A 21,230-nucleotide genomic window follows, 5' to 3' on the forward strand; every position below is an offset into this window, starting at 1 on the left:
GGATTTAACGCTTACGCAGTAAGCGCAGCGCATTGGCCGTAACCAATGCCGTCGCACCTGAATCAGCCAGCACCGCCAGCCATAAACCCGTGATCCCGGCCAGCGTAGTGATCAGAAATATGCCCTTCAATCCCAGTGCAATTGCGATATTTTGACGAATATTGGCATGAGTCGCACGTGACAGTCTGACCATTGCCACCAGGCCAGCCAGACGATTATGCGTCAGTGCCGCATCGGCGGTTTCCAGTGCAACATCGGTACCGCTGCCCATCGCAATGCCTATAGTGGCCGCTTTCATGGCGGGTGCATCATTGATGCCATCTCCGACCATTGCCACAGGCTGCTTCTGAGTTAACTCTCTGACTGCCAACACCTTATCTTCGGGCAGCAGACTGGCGCGGAAGGTTATGCCCAGCTCACTGGCGATGGCCGCAGCAGCAAGAGGGTTATCTCCGGTTAACATCACACCCTCAATACCCAATGCTTGAAGCGCGGCAATGGCCTGGCGCGCATCAGCACGCAGGCTATCGCGCAGGGCAATGAGCGCAATAGGTTGCCGTTCTTCCACGAGCACAACGGCGGTTTTTCCGGTAGCTTCCAGTTCAGCGACTTGTATTCGCTGCGTGTCCGTGAGCTGTGCAAGTTTTGACGGTGCGCTAAGTAACAAAAGACGGCCCGCGACTTTGGCTTCGACGCCGATACCCGCCAGTGTACGTTGCTCCTCCGCAACGGGGATGGGTAAATTCAGGTGCCCCGCTCGTGCCAGAATAGCGCGCGCAAGTGGATGCGACGAGCCGGTTTCAACTGCTGCGGCTTTGAGCAGCAGCATCTCCGTCGTTTCACCGACCAGTGAAATCACGTCAGTCACCACCGGTTTCCCTTCGGTAAGCGTCCCGGTTTTGTCAAAGGCAAAGGTACGAACTGCTCCCAGGCTTTCCAGTGCTGCACCGCCTTTAATCAGAGCGCCCTGCCGTGTGGCTGCCGCCAAACCAGAGGTGATTGCTGCTGGTGTGGAGATCACTAAGGCACATGGGCAACCAATCAATAGCAGTGTCAGCCCCTTATAGATCCAGGGCTGCCAGGCCGCAGCGAATAACAGGGGAGGGATCACGATAACCAGCAGCGACAGTGCCATGATCGCCGGGGTATAAAAGCGGCTAAAGCGATCGAGGAATCGCTCAATTGGTGCACGGCGCGCATCGGCCTCTTCAATCAGATGCAGTATGCGATCTATCGCACTTTCTCCGGCCCGCGAAACAACCTCCATACGTACCAGACGATCAACACTGGTACAGCCTGCGGCGACAGTTTCACCCACGAGTCGTTCAACCGGGACTGATTCGCCGGTTAACGCGCTTTGATCGAAACTGGCCGGGAGAGAAAGCAGTTTGGCATCAGCAGGTAAACGGGCACCGGCAGCCACTTCGATGATGTCGCCAGGCGATAACTCATCGACAGAAACCGTTTCACGCCGTTCCCCGTGTAGACGCGTTGCTTCCTCAGGTTTCAGCGCCATCAATGCTGTAACACCACGCCTTGCCCGATTGGCAGCAAATGATTCTAAACGTTCGCCGATCAGGAATAGCAGCAGAACCATCGCGGCCTCGGCTGTGGCACCGATAAATAGCGCGCCGATTGCCGCGATACTCATTAAGGTTTCAATCGCAAAGGGAGAACCGCTGCGAATTAATGTCAGTGCCTGGCGGCCAACGGGGTATAGGCCAATTAAGGTGGTAGCAATAAATGCCAGTTTGCCGCTGCTTACATCGATCATGCTGATTAGCCAACTGGCCAGCATTAGCAGCCCGAGCAGAATAATGGCACGATTCTCCTGCCAGTGGCTGGCCTCCGAAACGGCGCGGCTTGACTGCTGACGATGAAGGGAAAAACCAATTTGTCTGACCGATTTTTCGATCTGTTCTTGTATGTCGCTGGTCGCGATGACCTGTAACTTTTCGGTGGCAAAAATCACTCGAGCCTGCTTTATCTGTTCGAGTTTATTCAGAGTATTTTCTATTTTACGGGCGCAACTTGGGCAATCCATCCCACTGATCTTCCAACTGAAGCGTTCACCGGCAGGGGATCGGTCATCGTCGTCAGGGGAGTCATCAGATGGCGTCGTGGTCGCCGAGCAGCAGGAAGCTTCAACGACGGTGGGGGCGGCAATAGATGAAATAGATGAAATAGTTGGAATAGCCGTAATTGCCTTGATCACAGGACGGCGTGGGGCAGTACATCCAGGTTGTTTTGCGGTGTGGTTGTGACCGCAGCCGCAGGAAGTGTGTTGATGCATAAAGCCTCCTGAAGAGTGATTGCGCAGGCCGATTTGGCCGGCGATATCGCTATCCTACACTCTGGAGCTGACTCCAGAGTCAAGGATTAAATACGACATTATCTCAACGGAGAAATAGTGGCTATTTACATATAAAGAGAACGAACAATCATAAAGTGGCCAGCAAAATAAAAGGCAGCCACAATGGCGCGTTCGGCGTTAAACCTGTGGCGATACTGGCCGAAAAGCCAGACGATATTAGCCAGTAGCAGGCAAGTTGCACCGATAAAGAGTGAAAAACTGTAATCGGTTGGGCGGAAATAATATTGTTCTGCTGCCAGCCAGACCATCACCAATGTCATGCCGATAAAGGTACAGATTGGCCAGCGTAGATCTTCCAGGCGTGTCCACAATGTGGCGATAACCACGGCTCCGACGACTAACAGCAGTAGCGGAATCGGCCAGAAGAAACTCAGTGTCATATGGCCGGTGAAGCTGATGGTATAGAGTAAATGCGACAGAAAGAACGCGCCGATGGCGTAAAGCAACCGCTGTTTAGGTAACAGGGTGAGCGCATCTCCAATCAGTGTCGCCAGTAGACCAAGCAGAATAAAATAGTCCGTGGTATTCAATACCGGGGCTTGCCATGCCCAGGCCAGTAACAGTAAAAGAGTCACGGGTTTGAACACCCAACGTTGCCAGTGTGGACCACGATAAGATGCATCAACATAAAGCCAACCGGAAAAGAACACAGCAAGGAACGACCACAGCATAAATTTTTCCTATGTAGGACTCGCTAAGCTGTCATTTGTACTGGATACAGTGCTAAGAACCTTCACGCCAAGTGCTACGCACCGGTTTCTTACCTGCCCGTCGTAAAACTGACCAGCGTTGCCAGAGACCTGTATTGATAAATTCCATCTACATTGTCGATACCAGTTTAGATTATGCTCCGGCGATGTGACAATGCTCGCGCTGTGGTTGTATGCTTGCCGAGGTCTGTTTCTTATCTTATACCCTTATATATTAAGTCGCCGGTTGACGAGGCGATCCTGAATGCAAACTGGACGATGTGTGGGTATAAAGCCATTTGGGGAGAAGAGTCGCTATGAGCAAGCCACCATTACTGCTTTTTATTGTTTTGGCTTTTATCGCTATTCTGGCGACCCGTCAGTTTATTAAGCAGCGCCGTGAAGTGGCGGTAAATAATGCATCACCTATTCGCACGTTACCGGCTGAAGTCAAAACCAAACGAGAATTTCCTGCGCCAAACCGCCGCTCGCGTCAGCGTGAAGTGATAGCGGGTGAAGCGATGCGTTATGAAGCCTGGTTTCATCCGCTAAACGGTGCCGGTGATTTCAAACTGGCGCTGAACGCCAGCGATTACCACCAAATGGATAAAGGCGTGAAGGGCGAACTGAAGATACAAGGATCGCGTTTTATCAGTTTTATTGCGTATGGTGCGGACCAATAATTGATATCCGTCCGTATGGCGCATGTGTGACGTCAAATGGACGGATAGTACTATTGTTTAGGGTAGTGCTTCTTTTGCCAGGCCAGCAGCTCGAAAACGCCAAAGAAGAAAATTTTCGCTTGGGTCAGACCGCTGAGCTTTGGTGCATCTTTGGGCTGGGTAGCCCGTAGTAGAACCAGCTGTAAGCCATGCATGATTGCCATAAAAAAAAGCGCGACATTCACAAAATAGGTTAATGGTTTGGGAAACGGTTGTACTACATTAAGCAATAAGAACGCCCAGACGCACAGCATTAATAATCGTCCCAGGTTAAGCAACATCATCTTTCTCCTTGATAAGGGCATGGCGTACGAACAGACGATATGCCACCTGTCCGGCAATCTTCTCGCGATGTAACTGCCAGTTAGCCGGCACCGGAGGTAAACCCGTTTCTACTTCGCTCTCGACGTAAATCAGCGCATCATCTGCCAGCCAGCCTTGGCTCTCCAGCAAAAGCACCGTTTGTTCTAATAATCCCTTGCGAAACGGGGGATCGATAAAAACAATATTGTAAGGTTCGCCGCGTTTATCCAACCAGCTTAACGCATTGGTGTTGATAACCCGCCCATTCGTCGTTCCGAGGGTGGCAAGATTTTTTTCAAGTTGTTGTGCAACCGGACGTTCAAGCTCCAGCATTGTCGCGGATGCGGCATGACGGGATAACGCTTCCAACGCCAGCGCGCCGCTGCCTGCGAAGCAATCCAGGCAGCGTGCCAACTGAATATCAGGGGCTAACCAGTTAAACAGAGTTTCACGCACGCGATCGGTTGTTGGGCGCAAACCCGTACTGTCAGGTACCGGCAACTTTCGGCCTCGCCATTGCCCACCAATAATACGGATCTGCCCGGTGGCATTACTGCGGGGTTTTTTAATCATGTCATTTACAACTCGTTATAATTTTTTGTGAGGCCTGATACGGCAAGCTATTTTGCTTATCATGTTGTTCCAGGGCAAGCCTCAATTATTCTGAGGCTCCCGTTATCACTGACGCTGCCTTTGCCTTGGCGACTGCCGTACAGATGCGGCATGGGCGCAGGCCGTGCGGGAGCGCGTTGAAGGGGGCTGGTGTGGCACTGCGCGGAAAGTGTTAGACTAACGCATTCATCATCAAACTATTTTCGCAAACCACACGCGTTGGCGTGTGGAGTTTAGCCATCGAGGAGTGTGGTCGCACAATGGCAAAAGATAAAAAACGTGGCTTTTTTTCCTGGTTGGGCTTTGGGCGCGACGAACAGGCATCACCGCAGGATGAACAAAAAGAGACGTTAGAAGATGTAGAGTCTTCCGCTGACAGTGCATCGGATGCCGCAACGCTCACGCAATCCGATACCGAATCATCATCGTCTGAACAGCTGGCTGAAGAGATCGTTAGCATCACGGAAACTGTCGCCCATCAAGAAGCGCATGATCTCGCAGTAACTCATCAGGTTGAGACGGATAAGTCGTTGCCAGAAACGCGTTCTGACGCCGGTGATCCTACACCGATCGATGAAGATGTTTCACCTGAAGCGATCGCTGTCATCAATGAAGAGACCGGTGAAGCAGAGCAGAAACCAGAAATCGAACAGCTTGCTGATTCGGAGCCAACTGCTGCCCATGCTGATGAGGTGCGCACAGATCCATTACCGGATGAGACTCGGATAGCGGAGAGATCGGAATACGATGTTGGGCAATCTGGTGAGCTGACGGCGGAAATCGTCGCCGAAATGGAATCTGAGCCAGAAGTGGTGGAGATGGACGATGTGCCTGAAGAGGTCATTGAACCTGAACCTGAACCCGTAATGCTGGAACAGGAGCGTCCAACGAAAGAGGGATTTTTCGCCCGTCTGAAACGTAGTCTGGTCAAAACGCGTCAGAATCTGGGTTCAGGATTTATCGGATTGTTTCGCGGCAAGAAGATCGATGACGATCTTTTTGAAGAGCTGGAAGAACAGTTGCTGATTGCCGATGTTGGGGGAGAAACCACACGTCGCATCATAACTAACCTCACGCAGCAGGCGAACCGCAAGCAACTACGTGATGCTGAGGCGTTATACGGTCTGCTGAAAGCGGAAATGTCAGAGATTCTGGCAAACGTTGACGCTCCTCTGGATGTGAGTGGTAAGAAACCGTTTGTTATCCTGATGGTGGGGGTTAACGGTGTCGGTAAAACCACCACCATTGGGAAGTTAGCGCGTCAGTATCAGGCTGAAGGTAAAAGTGTGATGCTGGCTGCGGGGGATACCTTCCGTGCAGCTGCAGTTGAGCAGCTTCAGGTTTGGGGGCAGCGCAATAATATCCCTGTGGTGGCGCAACATACCGGCGCTGATTCTGCTTCGGTAATTTTTGATGCGATTCAGGCCGCAAGAGCGCGTGGCGTTGATGTCTTGATTGCGGATACTGCAGGGCGTTTGCAGAACAAATCGCATTTGATGGAAGAGCTGAAAAAGATTACCCGCGTGATGAAAAAACTGGATGAAAATGCGCCGCATGAAGTGATGCTAACCATCGACGCCAGCACGGGACAGAACGCAATCAGCCAGACCAAGCTTTTCCATGAAGCCGTGGGTTTGACGGGGATCACCCTAACCAAACTGGATGGGACGGCGAAAGGCGGCGTGATCTTCTCCGTGGCCGATCGATTCAGCATCCCGATTCGCTATATTGGTGTAGGCGAAGGTATTGAGGATTTACGGCCATTTAAGGCCGACGATTTTATTGAGGCACTTTTTGCCCGAGAGGACTAATTAGGATGATTCGCTTTGAAGAGGTCAGTAAGGCTTATCTCGGCGGCCGACAAGCGCTTCAGGGGGTAGATTTCCATCTGCGCCCGGGACAGATGTCGTTTCTGACCGGGCATTCCGGGGCAGGGAAAAGTACCTTGCTGAAGCTAATTTGTGGCATTGAACGCCCGAGCGCAGGCCATATCTGGTTCGGTGGCCATGATATTAGCCGCCTGAAAAGTCGTGAAGTCCCGTTTCTGCGGCGCCAGATTGGGATGATTTTTCAGGATCACCACCTGTTGATGGATCGTTCGGTTTACGACAATGTGGCGATCCCACTGATTATTGCGGGTGCTAGCGGTGAAGATATTCGTCGTCGCGTTTCGGCAGCGCTGGATAAGGTGGGTTTGCTCGACAAAGCGAAAAATTTCCCGATCCAGCTCTCGGGAGGAGAGCAGCAGCGCGTAGGTATTGCGCGTGCCGTGGTGAATAAGCCAGCTGTTCTGCTGGCTGATGAACCGACCGGTAACCTTGATGATGCCCTATCGGAAGATATCTTACGGCTGTTTGAAGAATTTAACCGGGTTGGCGTAACGGTTTTAATGGCTACCCACGATATGGGCCTGATTGCACGGCGTAATTACCGTGTGATGTCGCTTAATCAGGGAAGGCTGCACGGAGGCCATCATGGTGAATAAACGCAACAAGCGTACGGCAGCGCCTGCACCTAAGACGAAACAGCTCTCTAAAAGCAAAGCGTTGAAAGGTGGCTGGCAGGAGCAGTGGCGCTATGCCTTACGCGGGACGTTATCGGATATGTGGCGTCAGCCGTTGGCAACCTTATTAACGGTGATGGTGATTGCCATTTCCTTAACCTTGCCAAGCGTCTGCTATATGGTATGGAAAAACGTCAGCCAGGCGGCAGAGCAATGGTATCCGGCCCCGCAGTTGACGGTTTATCTCAGTAAAACACTGGATGATACCGCGGCTGAAAACGTCATTGCTGTGCTGAAAAAAGAGGACGGCGTGGATACCGTCAACTATTTATCGCGTGAAGAAGCGATGGGAGAGTTTCGTAACTGGTCCGGTTTTGGTGGCGCACTGGACATGCTGGAGCAGAACCCTTTGCCGGCAGTGGCGATTATTACCCCGAAGCTAAACTTTCAAAATTCCACTACAATGCAGAGCCTGCGTGATCGGGTGGCGAAGGTTGATGGTGTGGATGAAGTTCGCATGGATGACAGCTGGTTTGCCCGTTTGGCCGCCTTGACCGGTTTGGTGGGACAAGTGGCGGCAATGATCGGCGTGTTGATGATCATCGCGGTATTTCTTGTGATAGGTAACAGCGTTCGCCTCAGTATTTTTGCTCGTCGGGACACCATCAACGTGCAGAAATTAATTGGTGCTACCGATGGCTTTATCCTGCGTCCATTTTTATATGGCGGAGCGCTACTTGGTTTTAGTGGCGCACTGCTATCGCTGCTGCTTTCTGAGGTGCTGGTGTTCCGGCTGGAGTCAGTTGTTACGCAGGTGGCTTCGGTGTTTGGCACCACGTTTAATCTGAGTGGATTATCCTGGGATGAGAGCCTGCTGCTGCTACTGATTGCTGCGATGATTGGCTGGATAGCGGCGTGGTTGGCTACGGTACAACATTTACGTCGATTTACGCCTCAGTAACCCACAGCAATGTTTTTTTGGTATAATGTTCCTCTGCTGCGTGAAGATGTGCTGCAGAGGAGCGTTCCTCCGGTTCCCCCGCCTGCGTCACATCATTTGTCTCACGAATCTGCATGCTGTGTGTAAAATATCCACAGAAAAAATGAACTTGTGGATAACTTTGCCGTCAAACTAGCACAGATTGCTTTCGATTTCCGCGAGCAATTCACGTAGTGTAGTGAGTTGCGCCAGGGAATCGCGCGGCAACAACGTAAAATATATGAGAGGGTTTGAATGACCAAAGAAATGCAAACTTTAGCGATTGCTCCTTTAGGTAACCTTGAGTCGTACATTCGGGCTGCCAATGTTTGGCCGATGTTGTCGGCAGAAGAGGAAAAGGCGCTTGCTGAACGGCTGCATTACCAGGGCGATCTGGATGCGGCTAAGACGCTGATCCTGTCTCACCTACGCTTTGTTGTTCATGTCGCTCGTAACTATTCAGGCTACGGCTTACCGCAGGCGGATTTGATTCAGGAAGGTAACATTGGTCTGATGAAAGCCGTGCGTCGCTTCAATCCTGAGGTTGGGGTGCGTCTGGTCTCCTTTGCCGTACACTGGATTAAGGCCGAGATCCACGAATATGTACTGCGCAACTGGCGTATCGTGAAAGTCGCGACCACCAAGGCTCAGCGTAAACTGTTCTTTAATCTGCGTAAAACCAAGCAGCGTTTGGGCTGGTTTAACCAGGATGAAGTTGAAATGGTGGCGCGTGAGCTGGGTGTTACCAGTAAAGATGTGCGCGAGATGGAATCGCGGATGGCCGCGCAGGATATGACATTTGATCCAACGCCGGACGATGAGGGCGAAGGTCGCTCTGTGGCTCCGATGCTGTATCTGCAGGATAAATCCTCTGATTTTGCCGATGGCATTGAAGAAGATAACTGGGAAAACCATGCGGCAGATAAGCTGAGTGACGCGATGCAGGGACTCGACGAGCGCAGTCAGCATATTATTCGTGCGCGCTGGTTGGACGATGACAATAAAACGACGCTGCAGGAGTTGGCCGATCAATACGGCGTTTCCGCAGAGCGTGTGCGTCAGTTAGAAAAAAATGCCATGAAAAAATTACGTATGGCGATTGAAGCCTGATCAACTGACATTGATCTTCACGCGTGACACGCGATGAGATAAGAATCCGGAAACGAAAGTGTCCGGATTTTTTTTGCCTGTTATCACGGGAGAAGTTCGCGGTCAGGGGCATAGCGGCCTGACCGTCTCAGGTTTTAGTGATGGTTTCGCTCCTGCCCAACACGTCCTCTCGCCGGGTCCATGCGGCTCGTCCTCAAAGCGTTCAGCACAAGCGGCATGGATGGCGACAAAAACACCGGGCGTGATTTTTGAACCGTACTGTTGCTGGCCACTGAAGGGGTAAGCCCCAGGAATGAGGCTTATAATCGCGAACGGTGCGTCAGGAAAGCAGCATTTTCAAAGGAACAAACCTGCGTAGCGGGCGAGAAGGCTGCCAACTCAGCTTTCGCGCTGATAATGCCAGCTAGCGTTTTGCGCCGTAAAGCCGCAGGCCTGCATAAAGGCCGCAATTACGTCAGCTTCTGCATCGCCATCATCAGTTATCCGCCATTGCGTCACTTGTGGGTTTTGCGCCAGCACCTCTTCCAGAAGATATTGCCCCACGCCACGGCGTCGTGTGACTTCTCTGACCTGCAGATCATACATCTTCCCTCTACTCCCGGTAATCTCGACGCACACTGCTGCCAGTAAACGATCGTTAAAGCGAGCAGCGAACAGGCGATGCTGGTCATCAAGGGCGTTTGCAAGTTGCCATATCTGTTTTTTCGGCCAGATCTTGCCGAGATCGATAACGTCCTGAGTGCTAAATTGTTGCAATCGTATGATGGTCAGTTTCATGGGATTATTTTGGATAAAGGGAAAGGTGCATTGTAGCGAATTTTCTCCGGCATATTTCAAACAACAGGTTGGTGGATAGCTTTGTTTCCCGATTGTTCCGGTTATTTTTACCTGAATTATCCAGAAAATATGCACGCAGGAGCGCATAACATCTTCTGTAATAAAATGGGCGATCTGTTCTGGTTTTCTTTATTTCACCGCACGAAGCCGGATAAATAGATTTATTTAGCAGCATAACACGCTAGTTATCTGGTTGTTATGCCACCGTTATGACCAGAGGATTATCCTGTCTGTAACGTGAGTTTCTGAATGTGTCAGTTGATTTACAGAAGAAAATTCCTGTTTAATAAACTGAAAATAAAGCCTTATTTATAAAAAGTGCCAGCTTGTGACTTAACTCATTCTTACTTAAGAGATTTTGTTGCAAAGTCAGGCAGTAAATGATTTGCAAACACACAACAGAAAATACAGATGGGGAAGTTCGGATGAAAATGAGTCAAGGTAGCGCTTTTCTGGCGGGTTGTGTTGCGCTGGTGATGAGCCATGCGGTAGTGGCAAAAGAGATCAAAGTTGCCATTGTCGGTGCCATGTCTGGCCCGGTTGCGCAATACGGTGATATGGAGTTTACCGGCGCGAAACAAGCGATTTCTGACATCAATGCCAAAGGCGGCGTCAATGGGGATACATTGGTCGGCGTTGAATACGATGATGCCTGCGATCCAAAACAAGCGGTTGCCGTTGCCAACAAAGTGATAAACGATGGCATTCGGTATGTTATCGGCCACCTTTGCTCCTCTTCAACCCAGCCAGCCTCTGATATCTATGAAGATGAAGGCGTAATCATGATTACCCCCGCGGCCACTAATGCCGATCTGACGACCCGCGGTTACAACATGATTATGCGCACCACGGGCCTGGATTCCGATCAGGGACCGACCGCCGCCAAATATATCCTCAGCGCAATCAAACCTCAGCGTATTGCGATCGTCCATGATAAACAGCAGTACGGTGAAGGCCTGGCGCGTTCTGTGCAAGAGAGCCTGAAAGCTGCCGGCGGCAACGTTGTGATGTTTGAAGGGGTTACCGCAGGCGATAAAGATTTCTCCACGCTGGTGGCGCGCCTGAAAAAAGAGAACGTTGATTTTGTTTATTTTGGCGGTTACTACCCGGAAATGGGGCAAATTCTGCGTCAGGCCCGTGCTGCCGGTATGCAAACACAATTTATGGGACCAGAAGGTGTGGGTAACTCCTCACTCTCGAATATTGCCGGTGCGGCCTCAGAGGGAATGTACGTTACTCTGCCAAAACGCTATGACCAGGTACCCGCAAACAAAGCTATCGTTGACGCACTGAAGGCGAAGAAAGCCGATTCAGCCGGGCCTTTCGTCTGGACAACCTACGCTGCGTTGCAGTCGCTGGCGACTGGCATGACGCGCAGTAAAAGCGAAGAGCCGGAAGATATTGTGAAAAATCTTAAGGAAGGTCAGCCGGTTCCAACTGTGATGGGCGATTTGAGCTGGGATGAGAAGGGCGATTTGAAAGGCTTCGAATTTGGTGTGTTTAAATGGCATGCGGATGGCACCTCAACCACTGTGCAATAACCCCGGCTATTCTCCTTGCCATCAGGTTACGGGCAGTACGGGTGACTTTCGCGTGGATTTGCATGCCTGAGTACTGTGACTGCCTGTAATCAACAGTCCGGAGCTCTATCTCAGGCAATCGTTGCGTTGAGTACGCACCTGAGAGTTAACGCTTAGGGGAGCGACGCCTGGTGCCTCTGCATCAGGCGCTTTGTTTTCCGGCCGCCAGCGGAAAGTTTTAAGGGTTCAAAGTATGTCCGAGCAGTTTCTCTATTTCATCCAGCAGATGTTCAACGGTGTGACGTTGGGCAGTACCTATGCGCTGATCGCTATCGGCTATACGATGGTTTACGGCATTATCGGCATGATTAATTTCGCCCACGGCGAGGTTTATATGATTGGCAGCTACGTCTCTTTTATTGTCATCGCTGCGTTGATGATGATGGGAATTGATGTGGGCTGGATACTCATCGGGGCTGGTTTCATTGTGGCGATCGTGATCGCCAGCGCCTATGGCTGGAGTATCGAGCGGGTTGCCTACCGGCCGGTGCGCTCTTCCAAACGCCTTATTGCACTGATATCCGCCATTGGTATGTCTATTTTTCTGCAAAACTATGTCAGCCTGACGCAAGGTTCACGCGATCTGGCGCTGCCCAATTTAATGACCGGCCAGTGGACGCTGGGCGAGAGTAATGGTTTTGCTGCCACCCTTTCTGCGATGCAGATCGTCATCTGGGTGGTGACCTTTCTTGCAATGCTTGCTTTAACGCTGTTTATCCGTTACTCCCGCATGGGACGTGCATGCCGCGCCTGCGCCGAAGATCTGAAAATGGCCAGCTTACTGGGGATTAATACCGATCGTGTTATCTCTCTGACCTTCGTGATCGGTGCGGCCATGGCGGCGGTGGCGGGGGTTCTGCTGGGTCAATTCTATGGTGTCATCAACCCTTATATTGGTTTTATGGCAGGAATGAAAGCCTTCACTGCTGCGGTACTGGGTGGTATTGGCAGTATCCCGGGCGCGATGCTGGGAGGATTGATTCTTGGTATTGCTGAAGCACTAACCTCGGCCTATCTCAGCACGGAATATAAAGATGTGGTGTCGTTTGCGCTGCTGATTGTGGTGCTATTGGTAATGCCTACCGGGATCCTCGGTCGTCCGGAGGTTGAAAAAGTATGAAATCCTTCAATCTACTTAATGCCGTTGTATCGGCGTTGATGCTGTTAATTCTGGCCGCTTTCTTTATGGGGATGCGCCTCAGCCTGGAAGGCACGCATCTGGTGGTGAATAATGCGGGCAGCGTGCGCTGGAGCTGGATTGCCGTTGGCTGTGCCGTGGTGTTTTTTTTCCAACTATTGCGCCCCTTTTTTCAGCGTGGCCTGAAGTCGTTCTCTGGACCGTCCCTGATGTTGCCCGGATTTGATGGTTCCACACCAAAGCAGAAACTGCTGGCGCTGGTGTTAATTATTGCCGCCATTATTTGGCCATTTGTCGTATCACGCGGCACGGTGGACATTGCTACTTTAACGCTGATCTACGTCATGCTTGGCCTCGGGCTGAATGTGGTCGTGGGGCTATCCGGTTTACTGGTGCTGGGCTACGGTGGTTTTTATGCCATAGGCGCCTATACCTTTGCGTTGCTGAATCACTATTACGGCCTGGGATTCTGGCAATGCTTGCCGCTGGCGGGATTCGTTTCGGCAATGTTTGGTCTGCTACTTGGCTTCCCGGTGCTGCGATTGCGAGGTGATTATCTGGCGATTGTCACCTTAGGTTTCGGTGAGATCGTGCGCATTTTACTGCTGAATAACACCGAGATCACCGGCGGGCCAAACGGCATTAGCCAGATCCCGAAACCCACGTTGTTCGGCCTGGAGTTTAGCCGCACCGCGCGTGATGGCGGGTGGGACACGTTCCATAACTTTTTTGGCCTGAAATATGATCCGAGTGACCGCATTATTTTCCTGTATCTGGTTGCGTTACTGTTGGTAGTGCTGACGCTGTTTGTGATTAACCGCTTGCTGCGTATGCCGCTGGGACGGGCCTGGGAAGCATTGCGTGAAGATGAGATCGCCTGTCGCTCTCTGGGACTGAGTCCAACGCGTATTAAGCTCACCGCTTTTACCATTAGCGCTGCTTTTGCCGGTTTTGCGGGTAGCTTGTTTGCTGCACGGCAGGGGTTTGTCAGCCCTGAATCATTCACCTTTGCCGAATCCGCTTTTGTACTGGCGATTGTAGTGCTGGGCGGCATGGGATCGCAGTTTGCGGTCATCCTTGCCGCCATTCTGCTGGTGGTTTCACGCGAGCTGATGCGCGATCTTAATGAGTACAGCATGCTGGTGCTGGGGGGACTTATGGTGCTGATGATGATTTGGCGTCCACAGGGCCTGCTACCGATGAAACGACCACATCTGAAACTGAAGGTACGCCAGAAAGGAGAGCAGGCATGAGTCAGCCTTTATTAGCTGTTAATGGCTTGATGATGCGCTTTGGCGGCCTGCTGGCGGTTAACAACGTGGCGTTAACGCTATACCCGCAGGAAATTGTGTCACTGATTGGGCCTAATGGCGCGGGAAAAACCACGGTGTTTAACTGCCTGACCGGTTTCTATCGTCCCACGGGCGGCACTATTATGTTGCGCGATCAGCATCTTGAAGGGCTGCCCGGCCAGAAGATTGCCCGTATGGGGATTGTACGCACGTTCCAGCACGTGCGTCTGTTTCGCGAAATGACGGTAATCGAAAATCTGCTGGTGGCCCAGCATCAGCATCTGAAAAGTGGGGTGTTCTCCGGCCTGTTAAAAACCCCGGCATTTCGTAAAACGGAAAGTGATGCCCTCGATCGTGCGGCTGGCTGGCTGGAGCGTATTGGGCTATTGGAGATGGCGAATCGGCAGGCGGGTAACCTGGCATACGGTCAGCAGCGTCGTCTGGAGATTGCACGCTGTATGGTGACGCAGCCAGAAATTCTGATGCTGGATGAGCCTGCAGCAGGGCTCAATCCACGTGAAACGCATGAGCTGGATGTCCTTATTGCCGAATTGCGTAATCAACATAAGGTGTCAGTCTTGTTGATTGAGCATGATATGAAACTGGTCATGGGCATTTCCGACCGCATTTATGTGGTTAATCAGGGGACGCCGTTAGCGAATGGAACACCGGAAGCGATACGTAATAACCCGGATGTTATCCGTGCATATTTAGGTGAGGCGTAAATGACAAATACCATGTTAACCCTAAATAATGTCAGCGCCCACTACGGTAAAATCCAGGCGCTGCACGGCGTCAGTCTGCATATTAACCAGGGTGAAATTGTTACGCTGATTGGGGCCAATGGCGCAGGTAAAACCACGCTGTTGGGTACGTTATGCGGTGAACCACGAGCGACGCAGGGTACGATAACCTTTGATGGTAAAGTGATTACTGACTGGCAAACTGCACGCATTATGCGTGAAGCCATTGCGATTGTGCCCGAAGGACGCCGCGTCTTTTCTCGCATGACGGTTGAAGAGAATCTGGCCATGGGCGGTTTTTTTGCCGATCGTCAACAATATCAACAACGTATTCAGCGCGTTTATACGCTCTTCCCCCGGTTGTTGGAGCGTCGTCTCCAGCGTGCGGGCACCATGTCTGGCGGAGAGCAGCAAATGCTGGCGATTGGCCGTGCGCTGATGAGCCAGCCGCGTTTGTTGTTGCTGGATGAACCTTCACTGGGCCTTGCGCCAATTATCATCCAGCAGATTTTCGATACCATTGAGCAGTTGCGCAAAGAGGGAATGACTATTTTCCTTGTGGAACAGAACGCCAATCAGGCATTGAAGCTAGCCGATCGCGGTTATGTGCTCGAAAACGGTCATGTCGTTCTGGAAGATACCGGTGCCGCGCTACTGGCAAATGAAGCGGTGCGTAGCGCTTACCTGGGAGGGTAGGCGTAGCAGGCAATGCATCAGCATTAAGGTGAATACGATGATGGGGGCTTTTTCTGCCCCATCTTGTGAAAAGTCGGTGCACTTTTTGCAGCGTCAGTCGTTTTTTCTCCCGCGTCACAGGCTTGCCAGAGCGTGTTTGACGACGACTTGTTAACTTCATGTGTTTGTCTTTTTTGTGTCATATATTGGCTATCTGCCCGTCATTTTTCCATGTCATGTTACTTCTCGAACATAAAATGCGTGCGATCGCGCACGTGTACCAACAATGTCACGGGAACCTGATATGTCATCTTTCACATTTCGTCATACCGCACTCAGCGTGATACTGGGATTAGCCGTTAGCAGCCCCGCGCTGGCAGCGACCCAAATTCCCTTCTGGCACTCTATGGAGGGGGAATTAGGTAAAGAGGTTGATTCACTGGCTCAGCGTTTTAACCAGGCACATCCTGATTACCAAATTGTTCCTGTTTATAAAGGCAACTACGAGCAGAACCTTGCCGCCGGTATTGCTGCAGTGCGCACGGGTAAAGCTCCGGCCATTTTACAGGTATACGAAGTGGGAACCGCGACGATGATGGCGTCGAAAGCGATTAAGCCGGTCTATGAAGTCTTTAACGATTCCGGGATCGCTTTTGATGAGAAACAGTTTGTTCCTACCGTTTCCGGTTACTACAGCGATGCTAAAAGCGGTCATCTGCTGTCACAACCGTTTAACAGCTCGACGCCAGTACTGTATTACAACAAAGATGCGTTTAAAAAAGCGGGACTGGATCCCGAGCAGCCGCCAAAAACCTGGCAGCAACTGGCCGAGTACAGCGCTAAATTGCGTGCAGCGGGCATGACATGCGGTTACGCCAGCGGCTGGCAGGGCTGGATTCAGATTGAAAACTTCAGTGCCTGGAACGCTCTGCCGGTCGCGACACAAAATAATGGTTTCGACGGTACGGATGCGGTGCTGGAATTCAACAAACCGGCTCAGGTTCGGCATATCCAGATGCTGGAAGAGATGAATAAGAAGGGAGACTTCACCTACTTCGGGCGTAAAGATGAATCCACCGAGAAGTTTTATAACGGTGATTGTGCCATGACCACCGCCTCTTCAGGTTCTCTGGCGGATATTCGCCACTATGCCAAATTTACCTACGGCGTTGGTATGATGCCGTATGACGCAGACGTTCCCAACGCACCACAAAACGCCATTATCGGTGGCGCCAGCCTGTGGGTGATGAACGGTAAAGATGCGGCAACCTATAAAGGTGTTGCCGAGTTTATGCAGTTCCTGATGCAGCCGGAAATTGCTGCCGAGTGGCATCAAAAAACCGGCTACCTACCGATTACCACCGCCGCTTACGAGCTCACACGTAAAGAGGGTTTTTATGACAAAAATCCAGGTGCAGATATCGCCACTCGCCAAATGCTGAATAAGCCACCATTGCCATTTACCAAGGGAATGCGCCTGGGCAATATGCCGCAAATCCGCACCATCGTTGATGAAGAGCTGGAAGGGGTGTGGACCGGTAAGAAAACGCCACAGGCCGCGCTTGACGCTGCCGTTGAGCGCGGTAATGCGCTGCTGCGTCGTTTTGAACAACAGGTCAAATAACGCGCGGTAATGGTTGAGCCGAAGCAATTCGGCTCTTGTTTACACAATTCCGGATGCATTATGTCTTCAGTTCGCCCAGGATTCCGTACCAGTTGGTTGCCCTACCTTTTGGTACTTCCTCAGTTGCTGATCACCGCCATTTTCTTTATATGGCCTGCTGGTGAAGCGCTGTGGTATTCAGTTCAAAGTGTCGATCCTTTTGGCTTATCCAGCACCTTTGTCGGGATGGATAATTTTACCCGGTTGTTTGCCGATGATTATTACCTGGCATCCTTCTGGACCACGCTAATTTTTAGCGGTCTGGTGACCGGCTGCGGGCTGGTTGTGTCACTATTTTTTGCCGCATTGGTGGACTATGTGCTGCGACTTAAGCGGTTTTACCAAACCCTGATGTTGCTGCCGTATGCCGTCGCCCCAGCGATTGCCGCCGTGTTGTGGATATTTCTGTTCAATCCTGGACTGGGGTTAATTACCCATTTTCTTGGTCAGTTGGGGTACAGCTGGAATCATGCGCAAAACAGTGGGCAGGCGATGTTTTTAGTGGTGCTGGCCTCGGTCTGGCAGCAAATCAGCTATAACTTCCTGTTCTTTTTCGCTGCGCTACAGTCGATCCCTCGCTCATTGATTGAAGCGGCTGCGATTGACGGCGCAGGGCCGGTACGACGCTTTTTCAATATGTCACTGCCGCTGATTGCGCCCGTGAGCTTCTTCCTGCTGGTGGTCAACCTCGTTTACGCCTTTTTCGATACTTTCCCGGTAATCGATGCCGCGACGGCGGGCGGTCCGGTGCAGTCGACGACCACCTTAATCTATAAAATCTATCGTGAAGGCTTTGCCGGGCTCGATCTCTCTTCTTCTGCCGCCCAGTCGGTGGTGCTGATGCTGTTAGTGATTGGGTTAACGGTCATTCAGTTCCGCTACGTCGAGCGTAAGGTGCGTTATCAATGATTGAGAACCGACGTGGGCTGGATATCTTCAGTCATACCCTGCTGATATTGGGTATTCTGACTATTCTGTTCCCGCTGTATGTTGCGTTTGTGGCGGCGACGCTGGATAACACCGCGATTTATCAGGTGCCGATGACGCTGATCCCGGGCACACACCTGTGGGATAACATCACGACCATTTGGCACAGCGGTGTCAGCAGTAACAGCCCGCCGATTAGTCGGCTGTTGTTCAACAGCACTGTTATGGCGCTGGTGATAACCATTGGCAAAATAAGTGTATCCATACTGTCTGCGTTTGCGCTGGTGTGGTTTCGTTTTCCGCTGCGGACACTGTTTTTCTGGATGATCTTCCTCACCCTGATGCTGCCGGTAGAAGTGCGTATTTTTCCGACGGTGGAAGTGATCGCTAACCTCGATTTGCTGGACAGCTATACGGGGTTAACCCTACCGCTGATGGCTTCTGCCACAGCAACTTTCCTGTTCCGCCAGTTCTTTATGTCGTTGCCTGATGAATTACTGGAAGCGGCTCGCATTGATGGTGCAGGACCGATGCGCTTTTTCTGGGACATTGTACTGCCGCTGTCTAAAACCAATCTCGCTGCGCTGTTTGTGATCACCTTTATTTACGGCTGGAACCAGTATCTGTGGCCGATTTTGATCACCAGTGATGCCAGTATGGGAACGGCGGTGGCGGGGATCCGCACCATGATCTCCAGCGGTGACGGGACCACACAATGGAACCTGGTGATGGCTGCCATGTTGATGACATTAATTCCACCGGTTGTCGTGGTGATGGTGATGCAGCGCGCCTTTGTTCGCGGGCTGGTTGAGAGTGAGAAATAATAGATGGCAGACGTAAAATTACAGGCCGTAACCAAATCTTATGATGGTAAAAACCAGATAATCCAGCCACTTGACGTGAGTATCCGCGACGGTGAATTTATGGTGATGGTCGGGCCTTCAGGCTGTGGCAAATCAACGTTGCTACGGATGGTTGCAGGGCTCGAACGCGTCACCTCTGGTGATATTTATATCGACAGCCAGCGCGTAACCGAGCTTGAGCCTAAAGATCGCGGCATTGCGATGGTTTTTCAAAACTACGCGCTGTATCCCCACATGAGCGTCGAAGAGAATATGGCCTATGGCCTGAAAATTCGCGGGATGGGGAAAGAGCAAATCCGTTTACGGGTACTTGAAGCGGCACGAAGCCTTGAGCTGGACGCGTTACTGCACCGCCGTCCGCGGGAACTCTCCGGTGGTCAGCGGCAGCGAGTGGCGATGGGTCGCGCTATTGTACGGGAGCCGGCAGTATTCTTATTTGATGAACCGTTGTCTAATCTGGATGCGCGCCTGCGGGTACAAATGCGTCTTGAATTACAGCAGCTACACCGTCGTCTTAATACAACCAGCCTGTACGTGACGCACGATCAGGTAGAAGCGATGACGCTGGCACAGCGGGTGATGGTGATGAACAAAGGCGTAGTTGAGCAACTCGGTACGCCAGTTGACGTTTACGAGCGGCCAGCGACGCGTTTTGTTGCCAGTTTTATTGGTGCCCCCTCAATGAACCTGTTGGAAGGGAACGTCAGCCGTGACGGTACGAGTTTTACACTCGATAATGGCTTCTCGCTGCCACTGGATAAACCGGTATTAAAGTGGGCTAATCGCTCATTAACACTAGGCATAAGACCCGAACATATTCACCTGTCAACGCGTGAAGCTGGCGGTATTCCTTTGATAGTGGACACGCTAGAAATACTGGGTGCTGATAATCTGGCACACGGTAAGTGGGGCAGTAACGGCGTGGTGGCACGTTTACCGCATGTTGAACGTCCTTCAACGGGGACGACCCTGTGGCTACATCTGCCGGAAAAAGCGTTACACTTCTTTGACTCAAATACGGGAATGCGTTTGGAATAATGATGAATAAACCCTGGCCCTATCCTGCTATTGTTGCACACCGCGGCGGCGGTAAGCTGGCACCGGAAAACACGCTGGCGGCAATAGATGTCGGCGCGAGATATGGACATACCATGATCGAGTTTGACGCTAAACTTTCGCAGGATGAGCAGATCTTTCTGTTGCATGATGACACGCTGGATCGCACCAGCAATGGCTGGGGCGTGGCAGGAGAACTCCCCTGGGAGAAGCTTCGGCAGCTCGATGCTGGCGGCTGGTTCAGCCGAGAGTTTCAGGAAGAGCGCATGCCGCTACTTTCTCAGGTTGCTGAACGCTGCCTGCAGCATGGCATGATGGCTAATATTGAGATTAAGCCAACGACCGGGCTCGAATATCAAACGGGAAAAGCCGTTGCACTGGCCGCCCGTTCGTTATGGCAGGGACAGACCGATCCGTTGCTTTCCTCATTTTCTGTTGAGGCTCTGGAAGCGGCACAGCGGGCGGTGCCTGAATTGCCACGCGGTCTGTTGCTGGATGAGTGGGACGAAAACTGGCAGGCGATGACATCGGCACTGGATTGCGTATCCATCCATCTTAATTATCGTCTGTTGACTCCTGAACGCGTCGCGATGCTGAAAGCGGCAGGTTTACGTATTTTGGTCTATACCGTCAATCAATCCGATCGCGCCCGTGAGCTGTTAGTCTGGGGTGTCGATGCTATCTGCACCGATCGCATCGACACAATTGGACCGGATTTCACTTAAGGGTTCTGCTGTATTCCGTTTTGGATATTACCCGGCTGCGACTGGATAACGCGCTGCCGGGTGCTATTACGCTGCTCCTGCATTCTCCGCTGCATATCCTGACTCTGTTGCTGTTGATCCTGCCTCAGTTTCAACTGCTCCTGTTGTTGGCTGGTCTGCATCCGTTGCTGTAATCGCTGCTGGCTGGGATTGTAACCCGGCCGATTCGGATCATTTGTGTTGTTCAGCGTGTTCGCCATGCCACTCAGCGGGATCAGCGCGGCAAAAATAATCAACCATTTTTTCATGATCTGTCCTCCATTGATGATGACGATGGCAGTGCGGTGTTGGGCAACGCACTTCAATGTCTGATATTTAAGATATAGTCTATCCCAGTGCTGATATTGTTAATCGATAAATCACACTAATTCACAAAACTCCTCGCCTTTTTACTGAATTT

21 protein-coding genes are annotated in these 21,230 nt (G+C 51.6%); 15 read left to right on the forward strand and 6 right to left on the reverse strand.

Going from position 1 to position 21,230, the window contains the following annotated elements; all coding sequences use genetic code 11:
* Window positions 1-4: 4 nt before the first annotated feature.
* Window positions 5-2,293: a zinc/cadmium/mercury/lead-transporting ATPase gene (locus tag J1C60_RS01125; RefSeq protein ID WP_128176977.1), complete on the reverse strand. Its 2,289-nt coding sequence runs from the start codon at window positions 2,291-2,293 to the stop codon at window positions 5-7.
* Window positions 2,294-2,418: 125 nt separating this feature from the next.
* Window positions 2,419-3,045 (reverse strand): lysoplasmalogenase, encoded by a 627-nt coding sequence (locus tag J1C60_RS01130; RefSeq protein ID WP_128176979.1) that lies wholly within the window; start codon window positions 3,043-3,045, stop codon window positions 2,419-2,421.
* 335 nt (window positions 3,046-3,380) lie between these two features.
* Between J1C60_RS01130 and J1C60_RS01135 the strand changes: the two genes are divergently transcribed.
* A complete protein-coding gene (locus tag J1C60_RS01135) occupies window positions 3,381-3,746 on the forward strand; it encodes a DUF2500 domain-containing protein (RefSeq protein ID WP_128176981.1) in 366 nt (121 codons plus the stop codon).
* A gap of 50 nt (window positions 3,747-3,796) precedes the next feature.
* Here J1C60_RS01135 and J1C60_RS01140 read toward each other — a convergent pair whose 3' ends face one another.
* Both J1C60_RS01140 and rsmD read right to left on the reverse strand, forming a co-directional pair.
* Window positions 3,797-4,066 carry a DUF1145 family protein gene (locus J1C60_RS01140; protein WP_128177231.1) on the reverse strand — a complete coding sequence of 90 codons (270 nt, stop codon included), beginning with the start codon at window positions 4,064-4,066 and terminating at the stop codon, window positions 3,797-3,799.
* Window positions 4,056-4,661, reverse strand: a complete 606-nt coding sequence (rsmD, locus tag J1C60_RS01145; protein ID WP_128176983.1) for a 16S rRNA (guanine(966)-N(2))-methyltransferase — start codon at window positions 4,659-4,661, stop codon at window positions 4,056-4,058. The genes J1C60_RS01140 and rsmD overlap by 11 nt, the downstream gene beginning before the upstream one ends.
* Window positions 4,662-4,960: 299 nt before the next feature.
* On the opposite strand from rsmD, the gene ftsY reads away from it, so the two are divergent.
* The 4 genes from ftsY to rpoH all read left to right on the forward strand — a co-directional run bounded on the left by ftsY (window position 4,961) and on the right by rpoH (window position 9,292).
* A complete protein-coding gene (gene ftsY / locus J1C60_RS01150; RefSeq protein WP_128176985.1) occupies window positions 4,961-6,511 on the forward strand; it encodes a signal recognition particle-docking protein FtsY in 1,551 nt (516 codons plus the stop codon).
* Window positions 6,512-6,516: 5 nt separating this feature from the next.
* Entirely contained in the window at window positions 6,517-7,185 is a 669-nt protein-coding gene (ftsE, locus tag J1C60_RS01155) for a cell division ATP-binding protein FtsE (protein ID WP_128176987.1), read from the forward strand.
* On the forward strand, window positions 7,175-8,164 hold the full coding sequence (ftsX, locus tag J1C60_RS01160) for a permease-like cell division protein FtsX (protein ID WP_128176989.1): 990 nt from the start codon (window positions 7,175-7,177) through the stop codon (window positions 8,162-8,164). Before ftsE ends, ftsX begins: the two co-directional genes overlap by 11 nt.
* 273 nt (window positions 8,165-8,437) lie before the next feature.
* The gene (rpoH, locus tag J1C60_RS01165; RefSeq protein WP_128176992.1) at window positions 8,438-9,292 is read left to right on the forward strand and encodes an RNA polymerase sigma factor RpoH; all 855 of its coding nucleotides are present in this window, start codon (window positions 8,438-8,440) and stop codon (window positions 9,290-9,292) included.
* Between the two features lie 378 nt (window positions 9,293-9,670).
* Here rpoH and panM read toward each other — a convergent pair whose 3' ends face one another.
* Window positions 9,671-10,069, reverse strand: a complete 399-nt coding sequence (gene panM, locus J1C60_RS01170) for an aspartate 1-decarboxylase autocleavage activator PanM (protein ID WP_128176994.1) — start codon at window positions 10,067-10,069, stop codon at window positions 9,671-9,673.
* 485 nt (window positions 10,070-10,554) lie between these two features.
* Between panM and J1C60_RS01175 the strand changes: the two genes are divergently transcribed.
* The 10 genes from J1C60_RS01175 (at window position 10,555) to ugpQ (ending at window position 20,791) form a co-directional block, all read left to right on the forward strand.
* Window positions 10,555-11,670 carry a branched-chain amino acid ABC transporter substrate-binding protein gene (locus J1C60_RS01175; RefSeq protein WP_128176996.1) on the forward strand — a complete coding sequence of 372 codons (1,116 nt, stop codon included), beginning with the start codon at window positions 10,555-10,557 and terminating at the stop codon, window positions 11,668-11,670.
* 232 nt (window positions 11,671-11,902) lie between these two features.
* Window positions 11,903-12,829 carry a high-affinity branched-chain amino acid ABC transporter permease LivH gene (livH, locus tag J1C60_RS01180; RefSeq protein ID WP_128176998.1) on the forward strand — a complete coding sequence of 309 codons (927 nt, stop codon included), beginning with the start codon at window positions 11,903-11,905 and terminating at the stop codon, window positions 12,827-12,829.
* Window positions 12,826-14,100, forward strand: coding sequence for a high-affinity branched-chain amino acid ABC transporter permease LivM (locus J1C60_RS01185; RefSeq protein ID WP_128177000.1), 1,275 nt, complete (start codon window positions 12,826-12,828; stop codon window positions 14,098-14,100). The genes livH and J1C60_RS01185 overlap by 4 nt, the downstream gene beginning before the upstream one ends.
* Window positions 14,097-14,864, forward strand: coding sequence for a high-affinity branched-chain amino acid ABC transporter ATP-binding protein LivG (livG, locus tag J1C60_RS01190; protein ID WP_128177002.1), 768 nt, complete (start codon window positions 14,097-14,099; stop codon window positions 14,862-14,864). The genes J1C60_RS01185 and livG overlap by 4 nt, the downstream gene beginning before the upstream one ends.
* Window positions 14,865-15,578 (forward strand): high-affinity branched-chain amino acid ABC transporter ATP-binding protein LivF, encoded by a 714-nt coding sequence (livF, locus tag J1C60_RS01195; RefSeq protein ID WP_128177004.1) that lies wholly within the window; start codon window positions 14,865-14,867, stop codon window positions 15,576-15,578.
* A gap of 283 nt (window positions 15,579-15,861) precedes the next feature.
* Window positions 15,862-17,181: a sn-glycerol-3-phosphate ABC transporter substrate-binding protein UgpB gene (gene ugpB / locus J1C60_RS01200; RefSeq protein WP_128177006.1), complete on the forward strand. Its 1,320-nt coding sequence runs from the start codon at window positions 15,862-15,864 to the stop codon at window positions 17,179-17,181.
* 60 nt (window positions 17,182-17,241) lie between these two features.
* On the forward strand, window positions 17,242-18,129 hold the full coding sequence (ugpA, locus tag J1C60_RS01205) for a sn-glycerol-3-phosphate ABC transporter permease UgpA (RefSeq protein ID WP_128177008.1): 888 nt from the start codon (window positions 17,242-17,244) through the stop codon (window positions 18,127-18,129).
* The gene (ugpE, locus tag J1C60_RS01210; protein ID WP_128177010.1) at window positions 18,126-18,971 is read left to right on the forward strand and encodes a sn-glycerol-3-phosphate ABC transporter permease UgpE; all 846 of its coding nucleotides are present in this window, start codon (window positions 18,126-18,128) and stop codon (window positions 18,969-18,971) included. The genes ugpA and ugpE overlap by 4 nt, the downstream gene beginning before the upstream one ends.
* A gap of 3 nt (window positions 18,972-18,974) precedes the next feature.
* Window positions 18,975-20,048, forward strand: a complete 1,074-nt coding sequence (locus tag J1C60_RS01215) for a sn-glycerol-3-phosphate import ATP-binding protein UgpC (protein WP_128177012.1) — start codon at window positions 18,975-18,977, stop codon at window positions 20,046-20,048.
* Between the two features lie 2 nt (window positions 20,049-20,050).
* Window positions 20,051-20,791, forward strand: coding sequence for a glycerophosphodiester phosphodiesterase (gene ugpQ, locus J1C60_RS01220; RefSeq protein WP_128177233.1), 741 nt, complete (start codon window positions 20,051-20,053; stop codon window positions 20,789-20,791).
* Here ugpQ and J1C60_RS01225 read toward each other — a convergent pair.
* Complete coding sequence (locus J1C60_RS01225) at window positions 20,788-21,078, reverse strand: DUF2756 domain-containing protein (RefSeq protein ID WP_128177014.1); 291 nt, start codon at window positions 21,076-21,078, stop codon at window positions 20,788-20,790. The genes ugpQ and J1C60_RS01225 overlap by 4 nt on opposite strands.
* Window positions 21,079-21,230: the final 152 nt, after the last annotated feature.

It is taken from the genome of [Pantoea] beijingensis (assembly GCF_022647505.1).
GTDB classification, from domain to species: Bacteria; Pseudomonadota; Gammaproteobacteria; order Enterobacterales; family Enterobacteriaceae; genus Erwinia; species Erwinia beijingensis.